15 protein-coding genes are annotated in these 17557 nt (G+C 70.3%); 6 read left to right on the top strand and 9 right to left on the bottom strand.

The features are described from left to right. Positions 1-13 precede the first annotated feature (13 nt). The 4 genes from rimM to H2041_RS16755 all read right to left on the bottom strand — a co-directional run bounded on the left by rimM (position 14) and on the right by H2041_RS16755 (position 3820). Entirely contained in the window at positions 14-517 is a 504-nt protein-coding gene (gene rimM, locus H2041_RS16770; RefSeq protein WP_293414667.1) for a ribosome maturation factor RimM, read from the bottom strand. Between the two features lie 92 nt (positions 518-609). After that, positions 610-1116, bottom strand: coding sequence for a 30S ribosomal protein S16 (gene rpsP / locus H2041_RS16765; protein WP_293414666.1), 507 nt, complete (start codon positions 1114-1116; stop codon positions 610-612). An 18-nt stretch (positions 1117-1134) separates the two neighbouring features. Continuing rightward, positions 1135-2679: a signal recognition particle protein gene (gene ffh / locus H2041_RS16760; RefSeq protein ID WP_293414665.1), complete on the bottom strand. Its 1545-nt coding sequence runs from the start codon at positions 2677-2679 to the stop codon at positions 1135-1137. 223 nt (positions 2680-2902) lie between these two features. Then, positions 2903-3820, bottom strand: coding sequence for a LysR family transcriptional regulator (locus tag H2041_RS16755; protein ID WP_293414664.1), 918 nt, complete (start codon positions 3818-3820; stop codon positions 2903-2905). Positions 3821-3920: 100 nt separating this feature from the next. Between H2041_RS16755 and H2041_RS16750 the strand changes: the two genes are divergently transcribed. Then, positions 3921-4382 (top strand): hypothetical protein, encoded by a 462-nt coding sequence (locus H2041_RS16750; RefSeq protein ID WP_293414662.1) that lies wholly within the window; start codon positions 3921-3923, stop codon positions 4380-4382. A gap of 170 nt (positions 4383-4552) precedes the next feature. Here the strand turns inward: H2041_RS16750 and H2041_RS16745 are convergent, their stop codons facing one another. Then, positions 4553-6673, bottom strand: a complete 2121-nt coding sequence (locus H2041_RS16745; RefSeq protein ID WP_293414660.1) for a M3 family metallopeptidase — start codon at positions 6671-6673, stop codon at positions 4553-4555. Positions 6674-6818: 145 nt separating this feature from the next. Here H2041_RS16745 and H2041_RS16740 point away from each other — a divergent pair, with 145 nt between their 5' ends. Then, entirely contained in the window at positions 6819-7670 is an 852-nt protein-coding gene (locus tag H2041_RS16740) for a glutamate racemase (RefSeq protein WP_293414658.1), read from the top strand. A 227-nt stretch (positions 7671-7897) separates the two neighbouring features. After that, a complete protein-coding gene (locus H2041_RS16735) occupies positions 7898-9232 on the top strand; it encodes an acyl-CoA dehydrogenase family protein (RefSeq protein WP_293414656.1) in 1335 nt (444 codons plus the stop codon). Positions 9233-9296: 64 nt separating this feature from the next. Here the strand turns inward: H2041_RS16735 and H2041_RS16730 are convergent, their stop codons facing one another. The 4 genes from H2041_RS16730 to rfbB all read right to left on the bottom strand — a co-directional run bounded on the left by H2041_RS16730 (position 9297) and on the right by rfbB (position 13946). After that, positions 9297-11039, bottom strand: a complete 1743-nt coding sequence (locus tag H2041_RS16730) for a DUF885 family protein (RefSeq protein ID WP_293414654.1) — start codon at positions 11037-11039, stop codon at positions 9297-9299. A 71-nt stretch (positions 11040-11110) separates the two neighbouring features. Continuing rightward, the gene (gene rfbA, locus H2041_RS16725; protein WP_293414652.1) at positions 11111-12007 is read right to left on the bottom strand and encodes a glucose-1-phosphate thymidylyltransferase RfbA; all 897 of its coding nucleotides are present in this window, start codon (positions 12005-12007) and stop codon (positions 11111-11113) included. Beyond that, the gene (gene rfbD / locus H2041_RS16720) at positions 12004-12900 is read right to left on the bottom strand and encodes a dTDP-4-dehydrorhamnose reductase (RefSeq protein WP_293414650.1); all 897 of its coding nucleotides are present in this window, start codon (positions 12898-12900) and stop codon (positions 12004-12006) included. Before rfbD ends, rfbA begins: the two co-directional genes overlap by 4 nt. Further along, positions 12897-13946 (bottom strand): dTDP-glucose 4,6-dehydratase, encoded by a 1050-nt coding sequence (gene rfbB, locus H2041_RS16715; RefSeq protein ID WP_293414648.1) that lies wholly within the window; start codon positions 13944-13946, stop codon positions 12897-12899. The genes rfbD and rfbB overlap by 4 nt, the downstream gene beginning before the upstream one ends. Before the next feature lie 216 nt (positions 13947-14162). Here rfbB and H2041_RS16710 point away from each other — a divergent pair, with 216 nt between their 5' ends. From H2041_RS16710 to H2041_RS16700, 3 genes are all read left to right on the top strand, one after another. Further along, positions 14163-15653: an MATE family efflux transporter gene (locus H2041_RS16710; protein WP_293414646.1), complete on the top strand. Its 1491-nt coding sequence runs from the start codon at positions 14163-14165 to the stop codon at positions 15651-15653. A gap of 108 nt (positions 15654-15761) precedes the next feature. Continuing rightward, positions 15762-16946 (top strand): thiolase domain-containing protein, encoded by a 1185-nt coding sequence (locus tag H2041_RS16705; protein WP_293414644.1) that lies wholly within the window; start codon positions 15762-15764, stop codon positions 16944-16946. A 5-nt stretch (positions 16947-16951) separates the two neighbouring features. Next, positions 16952-17368, top strand: coding sequence for a Zn-ribbon domain-containing OB-fold protein (locus tag H2041_RS16700; RefSeq protein WP_293414642.1), 417 nt, complete (start codon positions 16952-16954; stop codon positions 17366-17368). The last annotated feature ends 189 nt before the right edge of the window (positions 17369-17557 follow it).

The following is a 17557-nucleotide window of genomic DNA, read 5'->3' as shown; positions in this document are numbered from 1 at the left end:
CGCCGCCCGAGGACTATTCCGTCTCGGCCGGGCGCACGGCGATCAGCCGGCCCTCGGCGATCTTCACCTCGGGCACGGTTTCCCGCGTGAAGGGCAGCCACCAGCTGGCGCCGGCCGGAGGCTGGATTTCCAAGAGGTCCCCGGCGCCGAAATCCTGGACGGCCTTCACCTTGCCCAGGACCTCGCCCTGCGCCGTCTCCACCGAAAGGCCGAGGAGGTCGGCGAGGTAGAACTCGTCCTCTTCCGGCGGAGGCAGGCTGTCGCGGGTGATGAACAGGCGCAGGCCGCGCAGGGCCTCGGCCTCTTCGCGGGTGGCGACCTCCTTGGCGCGGGCGACGAGGCCGCCCTTCACCGGGCGGGCGCCCGAGAGGGTCAGCGCCGGCTGGCCGTCATCGCGCAGCAGGGTCCCGTAACCCGGCAGGGCCATGGGATCCTCAGTGAAGGTGGTGATGCGGATCTCGCCGCGCACCCCGAAGGCGCCGGCCACGCGGGCCACCTGGATCAGCCGTTCGCTCATGGGGGCTCCCCGATCGGGACCTGAAACGCAAACCGCGCGCCGGAACCTCAAGGCCCCGACGCGCGGCGATCGTCTGGAGACGCCGGAGGGCCTCAGCCTTCCTTGGCGGTCGCGTCGTCCGCGGCCTCGGCGGCCGGCTCCTGGGCGGCTTCCTCGGCGGCCGGTTCGGCGGCGGCTTCCGGAGCGGCTTCGGCGGCCGGGGCTTCCTCGGCGGCGGGCTCTTCAGCCGGAGCGGCGGCCGCGGCGGCCTCAGCCTCGGCGCGATCGGCCTCGCGCTGGGCGCGCTCCTCGGCGCGTTCCTTGGCCTTGCGGCCCGGCTCGGCCTTCTGCGGGTTGTTGCCGTGCTCCCACTTCACCAGGCCTTCCTGCGACAGGAAGCGGGCGACGCGGTCGGTCGGCTGGGCGCCCTTCTTGATCCACTCCTGGATGCGCTCGACCTTCAGGGTGACGCGGGTCGGGTCGTCCTTCTTCAGCAGCGGGTTGTAGGCGCCGACCTTCTCGATGAAGCGGCCGTCGCGGGGCGAGCGGCTGTCGGCGACCACGATGTGGTAGTAGGGGCGCTTCTTGGCGCCGCCACGGGCGAGACGGATCTTGAGCATGGGACTTCCTTGTAAGCTCTAGGATTTCTTGAAGGGGTTGAAGCCGGGCGGCAGGGATCCGCCGCCGAGGCCGGGAAGCTTGGGCGCGCCGCCGCCGCTTCCGAAACTGGGGCCGCCGAGGCCGGCCAGCTTGGCCTGGGCCTCCTCGATCTCGGCCTGGGAGGGCATGGGCATCTTGCCGCCGCCCATGGCCTTCAGCCGGGCCATGTCGGCCCCGCCGCCGCCGGTCAGCATGCCGGCCATCTTGGCGAAGCCCTTGCCGCCGTCGCGGCTCATCATCTTGAAGGCGTCGGCCATCTGGCGGTGCTGCTTCAAGAGCCGGTTGACGTCAGCCACGTCCACGCCCGCGCCCTTGGCGATGCGCCGCTTGCGCGAGGCCTGCAGGATGTCGGGCTTCTTGCGCTCGGCCTTGGTCATGGACGAGATGATCGCCGCCTGACGGTCGAGCGTCTTGTCCGAGACATTGGCCTCGGCCATCTGCTTCTTGATCTTCTGGACGCCCGGCAGGAAGCCCATCAGGCCCTCCATGCCGCCCATCTTCTTCATCTGGGCGAGCTGCTCGGCCATCATGTCCAGGTCGAACTGGCCCTTGGCCAGCTTCTTGGCCATGGCCTCGGCCTTGGCCTGGTCGAAGTCCTGGGCGGCCTTCTCCACCAGGGCGACCACGTCGCCCTGGCCCAGAATGCGGCCGGCCACGCGGCGGGCGTCGAAGGCGTCGAGCCCGTCGATCTTCTCCGAGACGCCGAGGAACTTGATCGGCAGCCCGGTGACCGCCCGCATGGACAGCGCCGCGCCGCCGCGGCCGTCGCCGTCGGCCCGCGTCAGCACCAGGCCGGTCAGGGGCAGGCGTTCGTGGAAGGCCTTGGCCGTGCGCACCGCGTCCTGGCCGGTCAGCGCATCGGCCACCAGCAGGGTCTCGTGCGGCGTGGCGATCTTCGCGATCTCGGCCGCCTCGGCCATCATGGCCTCGTCCAGCGTCGTGCGGCCGGCGGTGTCGAGGATCAGGACGTCATAGCCCTGCAGCTTGGCCGCCGACAGGGCGCGCCGGGCGATGTCGGGCGCCGACTGGCCGGCCACGATGGGCAGGCTGTCGACGCCGGCCTGCTGGGCGAGCGTAGCCAGCTGCTCCATGGCCGCGGGCCGGCGGGTGTCGAGGGAGGCGAGCAGCACCTTCTTGCGCTCGCGGCCCAGCCGATAGGCCAGACGGCCGGCGGTGGTCGTCTTACCCGAGCCCTGCAGGCCGGCCATCATCATGACGGTGGGCGGGTTGCGCGAGAGGGCGAGCCCTTCGACGTCTTCGCCGCCCAGCATCTCCACCAGGCCGTCATAGGTGATCTTGATCACCTGGTCGGTGGGTCGGACCGAGCGCAGCACCTCCTCGCCGGTGGCGCGCTCCTTGGCCTTGGCGATGAATTCGCGCACGACGGGCAGGGCCACGTCGGCCTCGAGCAGGGCGATGCGGACCTCGCGCAGCGCCTCGTCGATATCCTTCTCGGACAGCACGCCGTGGCCCGACAGACGGTCGAATACCCCGGAAAGCCGCTCTGAAAGTGCGTCGAACATTAGTGCTCCCATGGCGCGACAGGGTCACGCCGGCTCGATTTTCCGTTTCCAGGGCTCCCGGCAAGCCGGGAACCCAGGGGCCCAAACGCGATCGACCCCCGTGGACGATCACGTCGACGGGGGGCCTCGCCGTCCTCGTCCCATATGGTGATGGGGGTCGTGACGGTGGAGGGCGCTGACCGAGGTTGCGCCGGAAGTGGGCGCTTATGCGCCTGTGGATGGATCAGGTCAAGATTTCAGGGCCGCGGGCCAAGGCCCGGCTGCGGGCGAGGCGGGTCGTATAGGGGATGATGAAGTCCAGAAAGGCGCGCACGATCGGCGCGCTGCGCAGGTCCGAGCGCGTGATCAGCCACAGCTCAGGCTGTCGCGGCAGGTCGGGCACGAAGGCCAGGATGAGGTCTGGCTCGTCGTAGAGGTCGATCAGCGGCGCGGCCCCCACGCCGAGCCCGCTGCGGACGGCCGAGATCAGATTGCCCAGATGGTTCGAGCGGCAGGCCACCTCCGCCAGGGGCGCCTGCTCGCGCATCCAGGCGAGGATCGGCATCTGGGCGAGCGCGCCCGTCCCGCCGACCAGACGGTGTGACGCCAGGTCCTGCGGACCGGCCGGAACGCCATGCTCCGCAGCATAGGCGCGGCTGCACACCACGCCGAAGGGGAGGTCCAGAAGCTTGCGCGAGACGAGGTCGGAATCTTCCAGGGTGGTGGCGCTGCGGATCGCCACGTCGGCTTCGCCGCCGGCGATGTCCAGCAACTCACGCCCCGCGATCAGCTCCACCGCAACGCCGGGGTAGAGGGTACGGAACTCGGTCAGGGCCGGGATGACGAGATTGTCGGCGACCAGATCGACACTGGTCACACGAAGCACGCCCGAAAGTTCGCGCGTCAGCGCCTGGGCTTGGCGCATCACGCCATCGACCTCGACCGACACCCGCTCGGCCTGGGCCAGCAGGCGTGTCCCCGCCCAGGTCAGGCGGCTTCCCGTCTGGCTGCGTTCGACGAGTTGCAGGCCGAGCGCCGCCTCGAGCGCCTCGAGCCGTCGCACGACCGTCGTCTGGTTGACCTGAAGCTCGCTCGCCGCGGCCGCGGCGCTGCCGTGGCGGGCGACCGCAAGGAAGGCGCGCAGATCGTTCCAGTCGAACATGGCGAGAGACCCTGCAGGAATGCAGAACCGTCCAGCGCCCGTCTGCATTGTGGCGCTGTCCACCCTCCCGTAATCCCCGCCGCCGAGCAAGGGAGGAACCATGACCCACACGCTTGAAACCGAAGGCGATCCGGCCACGGCCCGATGGCCGCTGCTGTTCTACGCCGCCGCGACGATCTACATCCTGATCGGCGTCACCTGGGGCCTGGCGATGAGCGTGACGCACGACTTCACCACATCGCCGGCCCACGCCCACCTGAACCTGATCGGCTGGGTCAGCCAGGCCCTGATGGGGGCGTTCTACGCCACGCTCGGCCGTCGTTCGCCCGGCTGGATGCCGGCGGCCAACTTCGTGCTCACCAATGTCGGCGTGGTCTGCATGATCTCGGCCATGACCCTGATGTTCAGGGGCGTGCTGACGATGGAGGAGATCAAGCCCCTGTTCGCGATCGGCGGACCGGGCGTGCTGCTGGGCTTTGCGGTCTTCGCCTGCGCCGTGTTCACCGCCCTGGCGCGGAGCCTCGGCGTCCGCCGCGCGGCTCCCCTGGCGTCGGCCGCTTGAGGGCGGTCGCACCACCACACACCCCCTCAGCCGCCTTCGGCGGCAGCTCCCCCTGGAAGGGGTGAGCATCTTGGCGCCGAGCTTTCGGCAACCGCTGAGCAGATCCTCCCCCTCCTCGAGGGGGAGGTGACCCGGAGGGCCGGAGGGGGTTCACCCCCCGGCCCGTCCGATCACGTGACCGGGAAGCCCTTGTCGCTCAGATAGGCGCCGACATCGGCGTCGCGGCCGCGGAAGGCGCGGTAGGCTTCGGCCTGATCGACCGTGTCGCCGACCGAGAGGATGTGGTCGACCATCCGCTTGGCGACGCCTTCGTCGTACATGCCGCCCGGCGACTCCTTGAAGGCTTCGGCGGCGTCCTGCGACAGCACCTCGGCCCAGAGGTAGGAGTAGTAGCCGGCCGAATAGCCGTCCGAGGCGAAGACGTGGGCGAACTGCGGCGTGCGGTGGCGCATGGGCAGTTCGGCCGGCATGCCGAGCTTGGCCAGCTCCTCGCGTTCGAAGGCGTCGGGATCGATGTCCGCGTCGCCGGCCAGGTGCAGCTTCATGTCGATCAGCGCCGAGGCGAGATACTCGGTGACGTCGAAGCCCTGGCGGAAGGTCGAGGCCCGCTCGATCTTCTTCGCCAGTTCCTCGGGCATGGACTCGCCCGTCTCGTGGTGCAGGGCGAAGCGGCTCAGCACCTGGCGGGTCGGCAGCCACGCCTCGTTCACTTGGCTCGGGAACTCCACATAGTCGCGCGGCACGCTGGTGCCGGCGAGCGAGGGGTAGGTGACGTTCGAGAGCAGGCCGTGGATGGCGTGGCCGAACTCGTGGAACAGGGTCGTGGCGTCGTCCCAGGAGATCAGCACCGGCTCGCCCGGCGCGGGCTTCACGAAGTTGGAGTTGTTGGAGACGATCGGCGTGATCGGCCCGTCCAGCTTCTGCTGGCTGCGATAGGCGTTCATCCAGGCGCCCGACCGCTTGCCCGCCCGCGCATAGGGATCGAAGTAGAAGAGGCCGAGATGGCCGCCGCCCCGCTTCACCTCCCAGACGCGGACGTCGGGGTGCTGCACCGGGACGTTGGCCACCGGCGTGAAGCTCATGCCGTAGACCTCGCCGGCGGCCCAGAACATGCCGTCCACCAGCTTGTCGAGCTGCAGATAGGCCTTCACCTCGTTCATATCGAGGTCGTAGCGGTCCGCCCGCACCTTCTCGGCGTAGTAGCGGTAGTCCCAGGGCTCGATCTTCACGCCGGCCTTCTCGGCGTCGGCGATGGCCTGCATCTCGGCCACCTCCTCGTGGACGCGGGCCACGGCCGAGGGCCAGACGCGCATCATCAGCTCCATGGCCGCCTCCGGCGTCTTGGCCACGGCCGCCTCCAGCCGCCAGTGGGCGTGGGTCGGATAGCCCAGCAGCCGGGCGCGTTCGGCCCGCAGCTTCAGGATCTTCTGGATGACGCCGTTGTTGTCGTGGGCGTCGCCATTGTCCCCGCGGCTGTAATAGGTGCGCCAGACCTTCTCGCGCAGGTCGCGGCGCTGCGAATAGGTCAGGAAGGGGTCCATGGAGGACCGGGTGTTGAGGATGGCGTACTCGCCCGGACGGCCCCGCTCCTCGGCCGCCGCGGCCGCGGCCGAACGCACGTCGTCGGGCAGGCCGCGCAGCTCGGCCTCGGTCTTCAGATAGAGGACATAGTCCGTCTCGTCGGCCAGCAGGTTCTGGCTGAAGGTGGTGAAGGCCTGGGCCAGTTCGCCGTTGATCTCCGCCACGCGCGCCTTGGCGGCGGGATCGAGCTTGGCGCCGGCGCGGACGAAGCGGTTCCAGTGCCGCCAGGCCAGGCGCGACTGCTCGGGATTGAGACCGGCGGCCTCGCGGCCCTCATAGACGGCCTCGATGCGCTGGAAGAGCTTGGCGTTCTGCAGGATGGCGTCGCCATGGGCGGCCATCTTCGGCGCCATGGCCGTCTCGATCTCGCGCACTTCGGGCGTCGACAGGGTGCTGCCCCACACGCCGTAGATCGTCTCCACCCGATCCAGGACCGCGCCGGAGCGCTCCAGGGCCACGATGGTGTTCTCGAAGGTGGGCGGCGCGGGGTTGTTCGCGATCGCCTCGATCTCCTTCAGGTGCTGGGCCATGCCGGCCTCCAGCGCCGGGGCGAAGTCGGCGACCACCACCTTGTCGAAGGGCGGCACGCCGCCATAGGGCCCGGTCCAGGGCGCCAGCAGGGGCGCGCCGTCGGCGGCGAGGGCGGGGAGCGGAAGGGCGGCGGCGCCCACGAGGGCGGTGGAGGCGGCCAGGAAGGTGCGGCGATCCATGGGTACTCCGAGGATGAGGGTTGGCCGGGACCTTAGGCGCCGCTTGCCGGAACGTCACATGACAGGCTCGTAATGTTACGTCCGATCGCGCCCCGCCGGCGCGCCCGCCCTAGCCGTCGGCCGTCGCGCCCGCTAAAGGCCGTCCATGGCCATCGGCGTCTTCGATTCCGGAGTGGGCGGCCTGACCGTCCACCGCAAGCTGGTCCGGCGCTTTCCGGGCGCGGACTTCGTCTATCTGGCCGACCAGGCCAACGCCCCCTATGGCGGCAGGCCCGGCGAGGAGATCGTCGAGCTGACCCGGGCCGGATGCGACCGGCTGTTCGCCGAGGGCTGCGACCTGGTGGTCCTGGCCTGCAACACCGCCTCGGCCATCGCGCTCCGCCGCCTGCAGCAGACCTGGCTGCCCGGCCGCCGTCGGGAGCTGGGCCGGCCGGTCAATGTGCTGGGCATCATCGTGCCCACCATCGAGGCGGCCACCGGCCTGCCCTGGGAACACGAGGCCGAGCGCCGCGGCGACAAGGTCGAGAAGCTGGACATCCTGGCCGTCTTCGCCACTCCGGCGACGGCGAAGAGCCGCGTCTACGAGATCGAGATCGACAAGCGCCGGCAGGACGTGGCCGTCTTCGTCGAGCCCTGCCCCGAGCTCGCCGGCATGATCGAGGGCAATGCCGGCGCCGTGCAGTTGGCCGCGGCCATCGAGACCCATGTGGGCCAGATCACCGCCCGCATCGGCCGCCCGCCCGACCGCGCCATCCTGGGCTGCACCCACTACGAGATCGTCGCCGACATGTTCCGTGCGGCGCTGAAGCCCGGCACGCCGCTGATCCACCAGCCCGACGCCACGGCCGAGGCGCTCGCCGCCTATCTCGCGCGCCACCCGGAATACGAGGCGGGGTCGAGCGGCCTGAGGCGCTTCCTCACCACCGGCAAACCCGGCGCCCAGCACGAGCTGGTCGAGACCTTCTGGGAAGCCCCGCTGAGCTTCGAACGGGCCTGACCCCCGGTCCGTCGGCTGGCGCGTCCGGGCTGATCGGCCGAAAAAACAAGCGCTTATCTCAATACGACCGCCCCCGTTGCGTCGAGCGAACGGCCGCTTGATAATGGGGAGAGGCGGCCGCGGCCGGCCGCCGCCGTTCGAATTTCCGGTATGTCGGATGAGCCGAAACATACCGTGTTTACGAATAGATGCGCCGGCGCCCCTGCGACGCCGCCAAGGAGGACGACATGGCTTGGGATTTTGAGACCGACCCCGAATTCCAGAAGAAGCTCGACTGGATCGAGGAGTTCATGCGCGAGGAGGTCGAGCCGCTCAGCCACCTCGGCATGGCCGCCCACGGCCCGCTGGGCCGCGAGAAGTTCATCAAGCCGCTGCAGCAGAAGGTGAAGGAGCAGGGCCTGTGGGCCTGCCACCTCGGCCCCGAGCTCGGCGGCCAGGGCTTCGGCCAGCTCAAGCTCGCCCTGATGAACGAGAAGCTGGGCCGCAATTCCATCGCCCCCACCGTCTTCGGCTGCCAGGCGCCCGACACCGGCAACGCCGAGATCATCGCCCACTACGGCACCGAAGAGCAGAAGAAGCGCTGGCTCCAGCCGCTGCTGGACGGCGAGATCCGCTCGGCCTTCTCCATGTCCGAGCCCACCGGCGGGTCGGACCCCCTGACCTTCCAGACCCGCGCGGTCCAGGACGGCAGGGACTGGATCATCAACGGCGAGAAGTGGTTCTCCACCAACGCCCGCTATTCCAAGCTGCTGGTGGTCTACGCCATCACCGATCCGGACGCGAAGGACCCCTATAAGCGCACCTCCATCTTCCTGGTGCCCACCGACACGCCCGGCGTGGAGATCATCCGCAACGTGGCCGTCGGCGGCGGCGGCGAGATCGGCGGCGGGACCGAGGGCTATGTCCGCTACAACAACGTCCGCGTCGGGCCCGAGGCCCTGCTGGGCGACCGCGGCGCGGCCTTCGTCATCGCTCAGGTCCGCCTGGGCGGCGGCCGGGTGCACCACGCCATGCGCACCGTCGGCGCCTGCCGTCATGCGCTGGACCTGATGTGCCAGCGGGCGGTCTCGCGCACCACCCGCGACGGGCGCCTGGCCGACCTGCAGATGGTGCAGGAGCAGATCGCCGATTCCTGGATCGCGGTGGAGAGCTTCCGCCTGCTCGTCCTGCGCACCGCCTGGCTGATCGACAAGCACAAGGACTACAACAAGGTCCGCAAGGACATCGCCGCCATCAAGGTGGCCATGCCCAAGGTCTATAACGACGTGGCCACCAAGGCCGCTCACCTGCACGGAGCGCTGGGCGTCTCCAACGAGATGCCCTTCATGCGGATGGTCACCTCATCGCTGGTCATGGGCATCGCCGACGGGCCGACCGAGGTGCACAAGGTCACGCTCGCCAAGCAGCTCCTCAAGGACTACCGGCCCGAGAACGACCTCTTCCCGAGCTACCACATCCCGCGCCTGCAGGAGGAGGCCAAGGCCAAGTACGCCAAGGAGCTGGAGGAGCTGAAGGAAGGCTACGCCAAGCTGAAGGCCGAACGTCAGAAGGCCGAGGCCTGATCGCGACGGGGGCCGCGGCGGTCATCCCGCCGCGGCCCGCCGTTCGAACGGGCCGGCGCCGGCTTCAGTCGGTCGCTTCCGCCGCGATCCAGGCCTCGATCCGCGCCTCCAGGAGGTCGAGCGGCAGGGCGCCGGCCAGGAGCACGGCGTCGTGGAAGCGGCGGATGTCGAAGGCCTCCCCCAGCTCCGCCCTCGCCTGCTCGCGCAGCTCGACGATCTTCAGCTCGCCCACCTTGTAGGCCAGGGCCTGGCCCGGCCAGGAGACGTAGCGGGCCAGCTCCACCTCGATGTTCAGCGGCGACAGGGCGGTGTTCTCCGCAAAGCAGGCGCGCGCCTGATCGAGGCTCCAGCGCTTCCAGTGCAGGCCCGTGTCGGCCACCAGCCGGCAGGCGCGCCACATCTCGTAGGAGAGGCGGCCGAACCGCTCGTAAGGATCGCGGTAGACGCCCATCTCCCCGCCCAGCTTTTCCGCATAGAGCCCCCAGCCCTCGACGAAGGCGCTCATGCCCGCCTGCCGGCGGAAGTCCGGGACCGCCTCCAGCTCCTGGGCCAGCGCGATCTGCAGGTGATGGCCGGGAACGGCCTCGTGCAGGGTCAGGGCCGGCAGTTCGTAGAGCGGCCGCTGATCCAGCGCCGAGGTGTTGACGAGGTAGGTCCCGGCCACGCCCCGCTCCGGATCGCCCTGCAGGTAGCGGCCGGTCGTGTAGCCGGCCTCGATCTGGGCGGGCACGGGGCGGACGCCGTAGGGCAGGCGCGGCAGGGTGGCGAACCAGGCCGGCAGCTCGCCGTCGATCCGCTTGGCGATCTCCGAGGCCTTCTCCAGCAGGGCCTCCCGGCTCTGGGCGTGGAACTTCGGGTCGGCCCGCAGGCTGGCGATGAAGGCCGCGAGGTCGCCCTCGAAGCCGACCTCGTCCTTGATGGCGACCATCTCGCCGCGGATGCGCGCGACCTCCGACAGGCCGATCTGGTGGATCTCCTCGGGGGTGAGGTCGGTGGTGGTGTGGCGGCGCACCTCGGCGGCGTAGAACCGCGCGCCGTCGGGCAGGTCGCGGGCGGCCAGGCCGTCGCGGGCGGCGGGCAGATACTCGGTCTCCAGGAAGGCGGCGAACTCGGCCTGGGCCTGGCGCAGTTCGGCGACGGCGGCGATCCCACGCGCCCTCGCCTGCGCCTTCTCCTGCGCTGACAACGCATCAGGCAGGCGGTCGAAGGGGGCGAGGGCGGCGTCGCCTTCGACGGGGGCGGCGGCCATTTCGCGCGCCTGGGCGAGCACCGGCTCCACGGTGGTCCGCGGCTGGACGAAGCCGCTGGCCACCCCGCGGCGCGCATTGGCGATGTGGTCGCGCCAGAAGCCGGGCGCGGCCTCCAGCCGGGCGATCCAGGCCGCCACATCGGCGCGGCTGGTCATCGGCGCGCGGTGGGGCAGGTAGACGAAGGTGGTGTGGAAGCCGCCGTCCGAGGAAAAGGGCATGCGGGCGATGTCGAAGGCGAGCTGCTCGCGCTCGGCGGCGATCAGCCAGGAAAGGACGTCGCGGTTCAGCCGCGCCTCAGGGTCGAGACCGGCCGCCGGCAGGGCCTCCAGCCGCCGCTGCAGGTCCGCCAGGGTCTGCGCCCGCCGCGCATCGGCCGCCGGCGTCACGTCGGGCAGGCGGGCCAGCGCCTCGCGGTCCTCCGGCGGCGCCGACCACAGGGGATCGCTCCAGGCCTGGAAGGCGTCGTAGTCGGCGATCACCGTCGCCAGGTCGTCGGCCCGGGCGGGCGCGGACAGGGCGAGGAGGCCGGCCAGCAGGGCGGCGAAGAGGATGCGCATCGGCGGTTCCGGAGATTGCGGGGCCGCCACCTTAGCCCCGCCGCGCCGGGGGAGGCGAGCCGCGCCTCCGCCTATTCCGCCGGCTCGGCCCCGGGCGCCAGGCGCTCGGCCAGGCGGATCAGGTACTGGCCGTATTCGCCCTTGGCCTGGGACCGGCCGAGGTCGGCCAGCTGCTCGCGGTCGATGAAGCCCTTGGAATAGGCCACTTCCTCGATGCAGCCGATGCGCAGGCCCTGGCGCAGCTCGAGCGTGCGGATCAGCTCGCCCGCCTGGATCAGGCTGTCGTGGGTGCCGGTGTCGAGCCAGGCGAAGCCGCGGCCCAGCAGCTCGACATGGAGCTGGCCGGCCTCGAGATAGACCTCGTTCAGCGCGGTGATCTCCAGCTCGCCGCGATGGGAGGGCTTCAGCGTCTTGGCGTATTCGCTGGCCTTGCCGTCATAGAAGTAGAGCCCGGTGACGGCGAAGTTGGACTTGGGCTCGGCGGGCTTCTCCTCGATGCCGAGCACCTTGCCGCCCTCGCCCAGCTCGACCACGCCATAGCGTTCCGGGTCGTTGACCGGATAGCCGAAGACGGTGGCGCCTTCGGTCCGCTGGTCGGCCGAGCGCAGCATCTGCGAGAAGTTCTGGCCGAAGAAGATGTTGTCGCCCAGCACCATGATGCTGGGCTCGCCGGCCACGAAATCCTCGCCCAGCAGATAGGCCTGGGCCAGGCCCTCCGGCCGGGGCTGGACGACATATTCGAACCGCACCCCGAGCTGCGAGCCGTCGCCCAGCAGGCGCTTGAAGCCGGCCTGGTCCTCCGGGGTGGTGATGATCAGGATCTCGCGCACGCCGGCCAGCAGCAGGACCGACAGCGGATAGTAGATCATCGGCTTGTCGTAGATGGGCAGGAGCTGCTTGGAGACCGCCAGCGTCAGCGGGTGCAGCCGGGTGCCGGACCCGCCGGCCAGGATGATGCCGCGCCTCATGCGTGGACCTCTTCTGCGGACAGTTCCGCGATGATGTCGGCCAGCGCCTCGCGCCAGGGCCGGGGCGTGACGCCGAAGACCTCGGTCAGCCGGGCGGTGTCCAGCGTCCCGCGCGCCGGCCGGGCGGCCGGCCGCGGGAAGGCCGAGGTGGGAATGGGTTCGGCGGCGCGCGCGCCGGCGCCCAGGGACAGGTCGAAGACCGCCTGGGCGAGGCCGCGCCAGGTGGTCTCGCCGCCATTGGCGAAGTGCAGCAGGCCGAAGACCGGGTCGCCGGCCTGGGCCGCCGCCCAGCGGGGGGCCGCCGTGAGGATGAAGCCCGCCAGGTCGGCGGCGGCGGTGGGGCGGCCGAACTGGTCGTCGACGACGCGCACCGGCGCCTCGCCCGCCGCCAGCCGGCGCATGGTCTTGACGAAGTTCTGGCCGTGGGCGGAGACCACCCAGGAGGTGCGGATCACGCAGGCCCGCGCGCACGCCGACAGCACGGCGGCCTCGCCGGCCAGCTTGCTCGCGCCATAGACGTTCAGCGGTCCCGTGGCGTCGCCCTCCAGATAGGGCGCGCCCTTGTCGCCTGCGAAGACGTAGTCGGTGGAGATGTGGACCAGGGCCGCCCCCACATGGTCGCAGGCCTGGGCCATGGCGCCCGGCGCATCGGCGTTCACCGCCTGGGCGAGCTCGGCTTCGGTCTCGGCCCGGTCGACGGCGGTGTAGGCCGCGGCGTTGATGACGAGGTCGGGCCGATGCGCCTCGACGGCCGCGGCCGCGGCGCGGGGATCGGAGAGGTCGGCCTCGCCGCGCGACAGCACGGTCAGGGCGAGGTCGCAGCCCTGCGCCTGGCGGGTCAGTTCGCGCGCGAGCTGGCCGCTCGCCCCGAATTGCAGGACGCGCAGGCTCATCCCTGGGCCAGACCCAGGCGCTCCGAATGGAAGCCCTTCTCGCGGATCGTCTGCCACCAGTCACGGTTCTCCACGTACCAGCGGACGGTCTCGGCCAGGCCCTGATCCAGCGGGGTCGAGGGCGCCCAGCCCAGCTCCGCCTTCAGCTTGGCCGCGTCGATGGCGTAGCGGAAGTCGTGGCCCGGCCGGTCGGCGACGAAGGTGATCTTCTCCGCATGGGGGGTGTTGGCCGGGGCGACCTTGTCCAGTTCGGCGCAGAGGATCTTCACGATCTCCAGATTGCGGTGATCGGAGTCGCCGCCGATGCAGTAGGTCTCGCCCAGCCGGCCCTTGGCCAGCACCAGCAGCAGGGCCTCGGCGTGGTCGTCCACGTGCAGCCAGTCGCGCACCTGCCGGCCGTCGCCATAGACGGGGATGGTCTTGCCCTCCATGGCCCGCACGATGACCGTGGGGATCAGCTTCTCGGGAAACTGGTAGGGACCGTAATTGTTGGCGCAGTTGGTGATGACCACCGGGAAGCCGTAGGTCCGCCCCCAGGCGCGCACCAGGTGGTCGGCGCCGGCCTTGCTGGCCGAATAGGGCGAGTTGGGGTCGTAGGGGGTCTCTTCGGTGAAGGCGCCGTCCTCGCCCAGCGCCCCGAACACCTCGTCGGTGGAGACGTGATGGAAGCGGAAGGCGGCCTTCCGCTCGGCCGGCAGGCCGCTCCAGTAGGCCCGCGCCGCCTCCAGCAGCACGGCCGTGCCCAGGACGTTGGAGCGCACGAAGGCCAGCGGGCCGTCGATGGCCCGGTCGTTGTGGCTTTCGGCCGCCAGGTGCATGACCGCGTCGGGCTGGTGGCGGGCGAAGATCTCGGCCATCCGCGGCGCGTCGCAGATGTCGGCCTCCTCGAAGGCGTAGGCCGGCGAACCCGCCACCGAAGCCACGTTTTCCAGGTTGGCGGAGTAGGACAGGACGTCGAGGTTGACCACCTCGTGGCCGTCGGCGACGGCCTTGCGCACAACGGCCGAGCCGATGAAGCCCGCGCCGCCCGTGATCAGAATCTTCATAAGAACCTTCGTCGACGGACCGGCTCTCCTCCGGTCCCCTGGTCTCTCGTGTTACGCCTCATACAGCGAAATGCGGCGGGCTCAAGACGCGCGGCGGCCCCGCCGGCGGCGCACCCTCTGCTTGTGGCCGCCCGGTCGCGCTCCTAGACTGGCCTCAAGGCTTGGCCCGCCAAGGGCTGGCGCGGGCGTGATGCGTCGCCACGACGGGGATCAGCAGTGGAAGCGTCGAACGAGGCGGCCGGGCCCGAAGCATCGCCGTCGCGGAGCGGCAAGGCCGCGCAGCAGGATCTGACCTCCGGGCCGATCGGCAAGACGCTGATCCTCTTCACCCTGCCGGTGCTCGGGTCCAACGTCCTCCACTCGCTGAACGGCACGGCCAACGCCGCCTGGGTCAGCCACGTCCTGGGACCGGCGGCCCTGACCGCCACCTCCAACGCCAACAACATCCTCTTCCTGATGCTCGGCGCGGTCTTCGGCGTCAGCATGGCCGCCAACCTGATGATCGCCCAGAGCGTGGGGGCCCGGGACATGGCCAAGGCCAAGACCGTGGTCGGCACCAGCACCCTCTTCTTCCTGGCGCTGTCCCTCAGCGTCGGGATCGGCGGCTTCCTGATGACGCCCGCCGTCCTCGACGCCATGGGCACGCCGGCCGACGCGCGGCGCGACGCGGTCACCTATCTGCGGGTGATCTTCGCGGCCATGCCGTTCATGTACTTCTTCTCCTTCGTGATGATGGCCATGCGCGGGGCGGGCGATTCCAAGACGCCCTTCTACTTCTCGCTGGCCGCCGTCGGCCTGGACATCGTCCTGAACCCGATCCTGATCACCGGCTTCGGACCGGCGCCGCGGCTGGGGATCGGCGGTTCGGCGGCCGCCACCCTGATCAGCCAGACGGTCGTGCTCTTCGCCATGATCGCCCACCTCTACCGTTCGGGCAGCGTGCTGGTGCTGTCGGCGGCGGAGTGGCGGCGCATGCGGCCCGACCTCGCCGTGCTGAAGACGCTGCTGGTCAAGGGCATGCCCATGGCCATGCACATGCTGGTGGTCTCCGGGGCGGCGGTGGTGATGATCAGCTACGTCAACGCCTATGGCTCCCAGACCGCGGCCGCCTACGGCGCGGCCCTGCAGCTCTGGACCTACGTCCAGATGCCGGCCATGGCCCTGGGCGCGGCCGTCTCCTCCATGGCCGCCCAGAATGTCGGCGCCGGGCGCATGGACCGGGTAGATCGCGTCGCCGTGCTGGGGGCGCTCTTCGCCGTCGCCTTCACCGGCCTGCCGGTCCTGCTGATCTACGCCATCGAGCCCATCGCCCTGCTGCTCTTCCTGCCGCCGGGCAGCCCCTCGGCGCCCATCGCCATGCACATCAATGCGATCGCCCTCTGGGGCTTCATCCCGTTCGGCGTGGCCTTCGTCTTCGCCGGCGTCGTGCGGGCCACCGGCGCGGTGATCGCCCCGCTGCTGGCCATGGTCGTCTCCCTGTGGGTGGTGCGCATCCCCTTCGCCCACCTGCTGACGCCGGCCTGGGGCGCCGACGCGGTCTGGTGGAGCTTCCCCCTGGGCAGCTTCATCACCCTCGTCCTCGCGGGCGGCTACTACCTCTGGGGCGGCTGGCGGACCTCCAGCCTGATGCCCGCCCCGCCGCGGGGCGCGGCGCCCGACACCGGCCAGGCCACGCCCGCCGTGGCCCCAGCCGCGCGCGTCGACTGAGCGCCGCCAGCCCCGCTCATCCCGCCTTCAGCAGAAGCGGGATGACAGCGCCGCCTTGTGCGCGATAAGCCGGGCGGCATTCATCCAAACCATAATCCGGGAAGGGACATGAGCATTAAGGGCAAGGCCTACATCATGGGCGCCTACGAGCATCCGCTCCGCGACGCGCCCGACAAGTCCACCCCGCAGATCCACGCCGAGTGCGCCAAGGGCGCCTTGGAGGATGCGGGCCTCACCAAGGACGACGTGGACGGCTATTTCTGCGCCGGCGACGCGCCCGGCTTCGGCGGCATGTCCATGATCGACTATATGGGCCTGCGCAACGTCCGCCACATGGACTCCACCGAGACCGGCGGCTCCTCCTACATCCTGCATGTGGGCCACGCGGCCCAGGCGATCGCCGAGGGCAAGTGCAAGGTGGCGCTGATCACGCTGGCCGGCCGTCCGCGCCAGGGCCAGTTCGGCGGCTTCGGCGGGGGCGCCCGTCCCGGCAAGCTCTCCGACGGCCCGCCCGAGGCCGGCTTCGAGAACATCTACGGCGGCACCACGCACAACACCTATGCGATGTGCGCCAAGCGCCACATGTACGAGTACGGCACCACCTCGGAGCAGCTCGCCTGGATCAAGGTGGCCGCCAGCCACCACGCCCAGTGGAACGAGCACGCCATGCTGCGCGACGTGGTCACGGTCGAGGACGTGCTGAACTCGCCGATGATCGCCGACCCGCTGCACCGCCTGGACTGCTGCGTCGTCTCCGACGGCGGCGGCGCCCTGATCGTCACCAGCCCCGAGATCGCCAGGAGCCTGAACCGGCCCAAGGTGAAGATCCTCGGCGCCGGCGAGAGCCCCAAGGGGCCCATGGGCGGCCATGACCTGGACCTGACCCATTCGGGCGCCCTGTGGTCCGGGCCCATCGCCTTCGAGGAGGCGGGCGTGAAGCCGGCCGACATGAAGTACGCCTCGATCTACGACAGCTTCACCATCACCGTGCTGATGCAGCTCGAGGACCTGGGCTTCTGCGAGAAGGGCCAGGGCGGCAAGTTCGTCGCCGACGGCAACCTGATCTCCGGCGTCGGCAAGCTGCCCTTCAACACGGACGGCGGCGGTCTCTGCAACAACCACCCCACCAACCGCGGCGGCATCACCAAGGTGATCGAGGCGGTCCGCCAGCTGCGCGGCGAAGCCCACCCCAAGGTCCAGGTCGCCAATTGCGACCTCGCCATCGCCCACGGCACGGGCGGGTCGCTCGGCACCCGCCACGGCTCGGCCACCCTCATCATGGAACGGGAGTAGGTCCCATGAGCGACACCAAAACCGCCCCCGAAGCTCAGGCGCGCAAGATCCCGGCCCCGCCGGTGACCATCGAGTCCAAGCCCTTCTGGGATGCGGCCGCCGAGGGCCGCTTCCTGATCAAGCGCTGCAATGCCTGCGGCAAGGCGCACTGGTATCCCCGCGCCATCTGCCCGATCTGCTTCTCCGAGGACACGGTGTGGGAGGAAAGCCCCGGCGAGGGCGAGATCTACACCTTCTCGGTCATGCGCCGCTCGCCCACCGGCCCCTACGCCATCGGCTATGTGACGCTGGCCGAGGGCCCGGCCGTGCTGACCAACTTCGTCGACTGCGACTTCGACGCGCTCGAAATCGGCCAGAAGGTGAAGGTGAAGTTCCAGGAGACCGAGGGCGGCCCGCCCGTGCCGGTCTTCAGCCCGGTCTAAGCGCCGCCGCAGGCGCCGCTAAGAGGGACACGAAGGTCACGAAGAGTGCGAAGGACACGAAGGGGGGCGACCCGGCTCTTCGTGTTCTTTGCATCCCTTCGTGTCCTTTGTGTCCCTGCTTTTTCAAACAGCGCTGCGCGCGGTCGAGCCTTCGGCCCGGCCGGCGCTCGACAGGGCCGAGCCGGCCAT

The organism is Phenylobacterium sp. (assembly GCF_013911965.1).
Classification (GTDB): domain Bacteria; phylum Pseudomonadota; class Alphaproteobacteria; order Caulobacterales; family Caulobacteraceae; genus Phenylobacterium.
Note: the sequence above shows the minus strand (reverse complement) of the source record. Positions and strands in the feature narration are given on the sequence as shown.

Coding starts and splice junctions, on each gene's coding strand:
- rimM (WP_293414667.1), bottom strand. CDS start 517: ATGAGCGAACGGCTGATCCAGGTGGCCCGCGTGGCCGGCGCCTTCGGG.
- rpsP (WP_293414666.1), bottom strand. CDS start 1,116: ATGCTCAAGATCCGTCTCGCCCGTGGCGGCGCCAAGAAGCGCCCCTAC.
- ffh (WP_293414665.1), bottom strand. CDS start 2,679: ATGTTCGACGCACTTTCAGAGCGGCTTTCCGGGGTATTCGACCGTCTG.
- H2041_RS16755 (WP_293414664.1), bottom strand. CDS start 3,820: ATGTTCGACTGGAACGATCTGCGCGCCTTCCTTGCGGTCGCCCGCCAC.
- H2041_RS16750 (WP_293414662.1), top strand. CDS start 3,921: ATGACCCACACGCTTGAAACCGAAGGCGATCCGGCCACGGCCCGATGG.
- H2041_RS16745 (WP_293414660.1), bottom strand. CDS start 6,673: ATGGATCGCCGCACCTTCCTGGCCGCCTCCACCGCCCTCGTGGGCGCC.
- H2041_RS16740 (WP_293414658.1), top strand. CDS start 6,819: ATGGCCATCGGCGTCTTCGATTCCGGAGTGGGCGGCCTGACCGTCCAC.
- H2041_RS16735 (WP_293414656.1), top strand. CDS start 7,898: ATGGCTTGGGATTTTGAGACCGACCCCGAATTCCAGAAGAAGCTCGAC.
- H2041_RS16730 (WP_293414654.1), bottom strand. CDS start 11,039: ATGCGCATCCTCTTCGCCGCCCTGCTGGCCGGCCTCCTCGCCCTGTCC.
- rfbA (WP_293414652.1), bottom strand. CDS start 12,007: ATGAGGCGCGGCATCATCCTGGCCGGCGGGTCCGGCACCCGGCTGCAC.
- rfbD (WP_293414650.1), bottom strand. CDS start 12,900: ATGAGCCTGCGCGTCCTGCAATTCGGGGCGAGCGGCCAGCTCGCGCGC.
- rfbB (WP_293414648.1), bottom strand. CDS start 13,946: ATGAAGATTCTGATCACGGGCGGCGCGGGCTTCATCGGCTCGGCCGTT.
- H2041_RS16705 (WP_293414644.1), top strand. CDS start 15,762: ATGAGCATTAAGGGCAAGGCCTACATCATGGGCGCCTACGAGCATCCG.
- H2041_RS16700 (WP_293414642.1), top strand. CDS start 16,952: ATGAGCGACACCAAAACCGCCCCCGAAGCTCAGGCGCGCAAGATCCCG.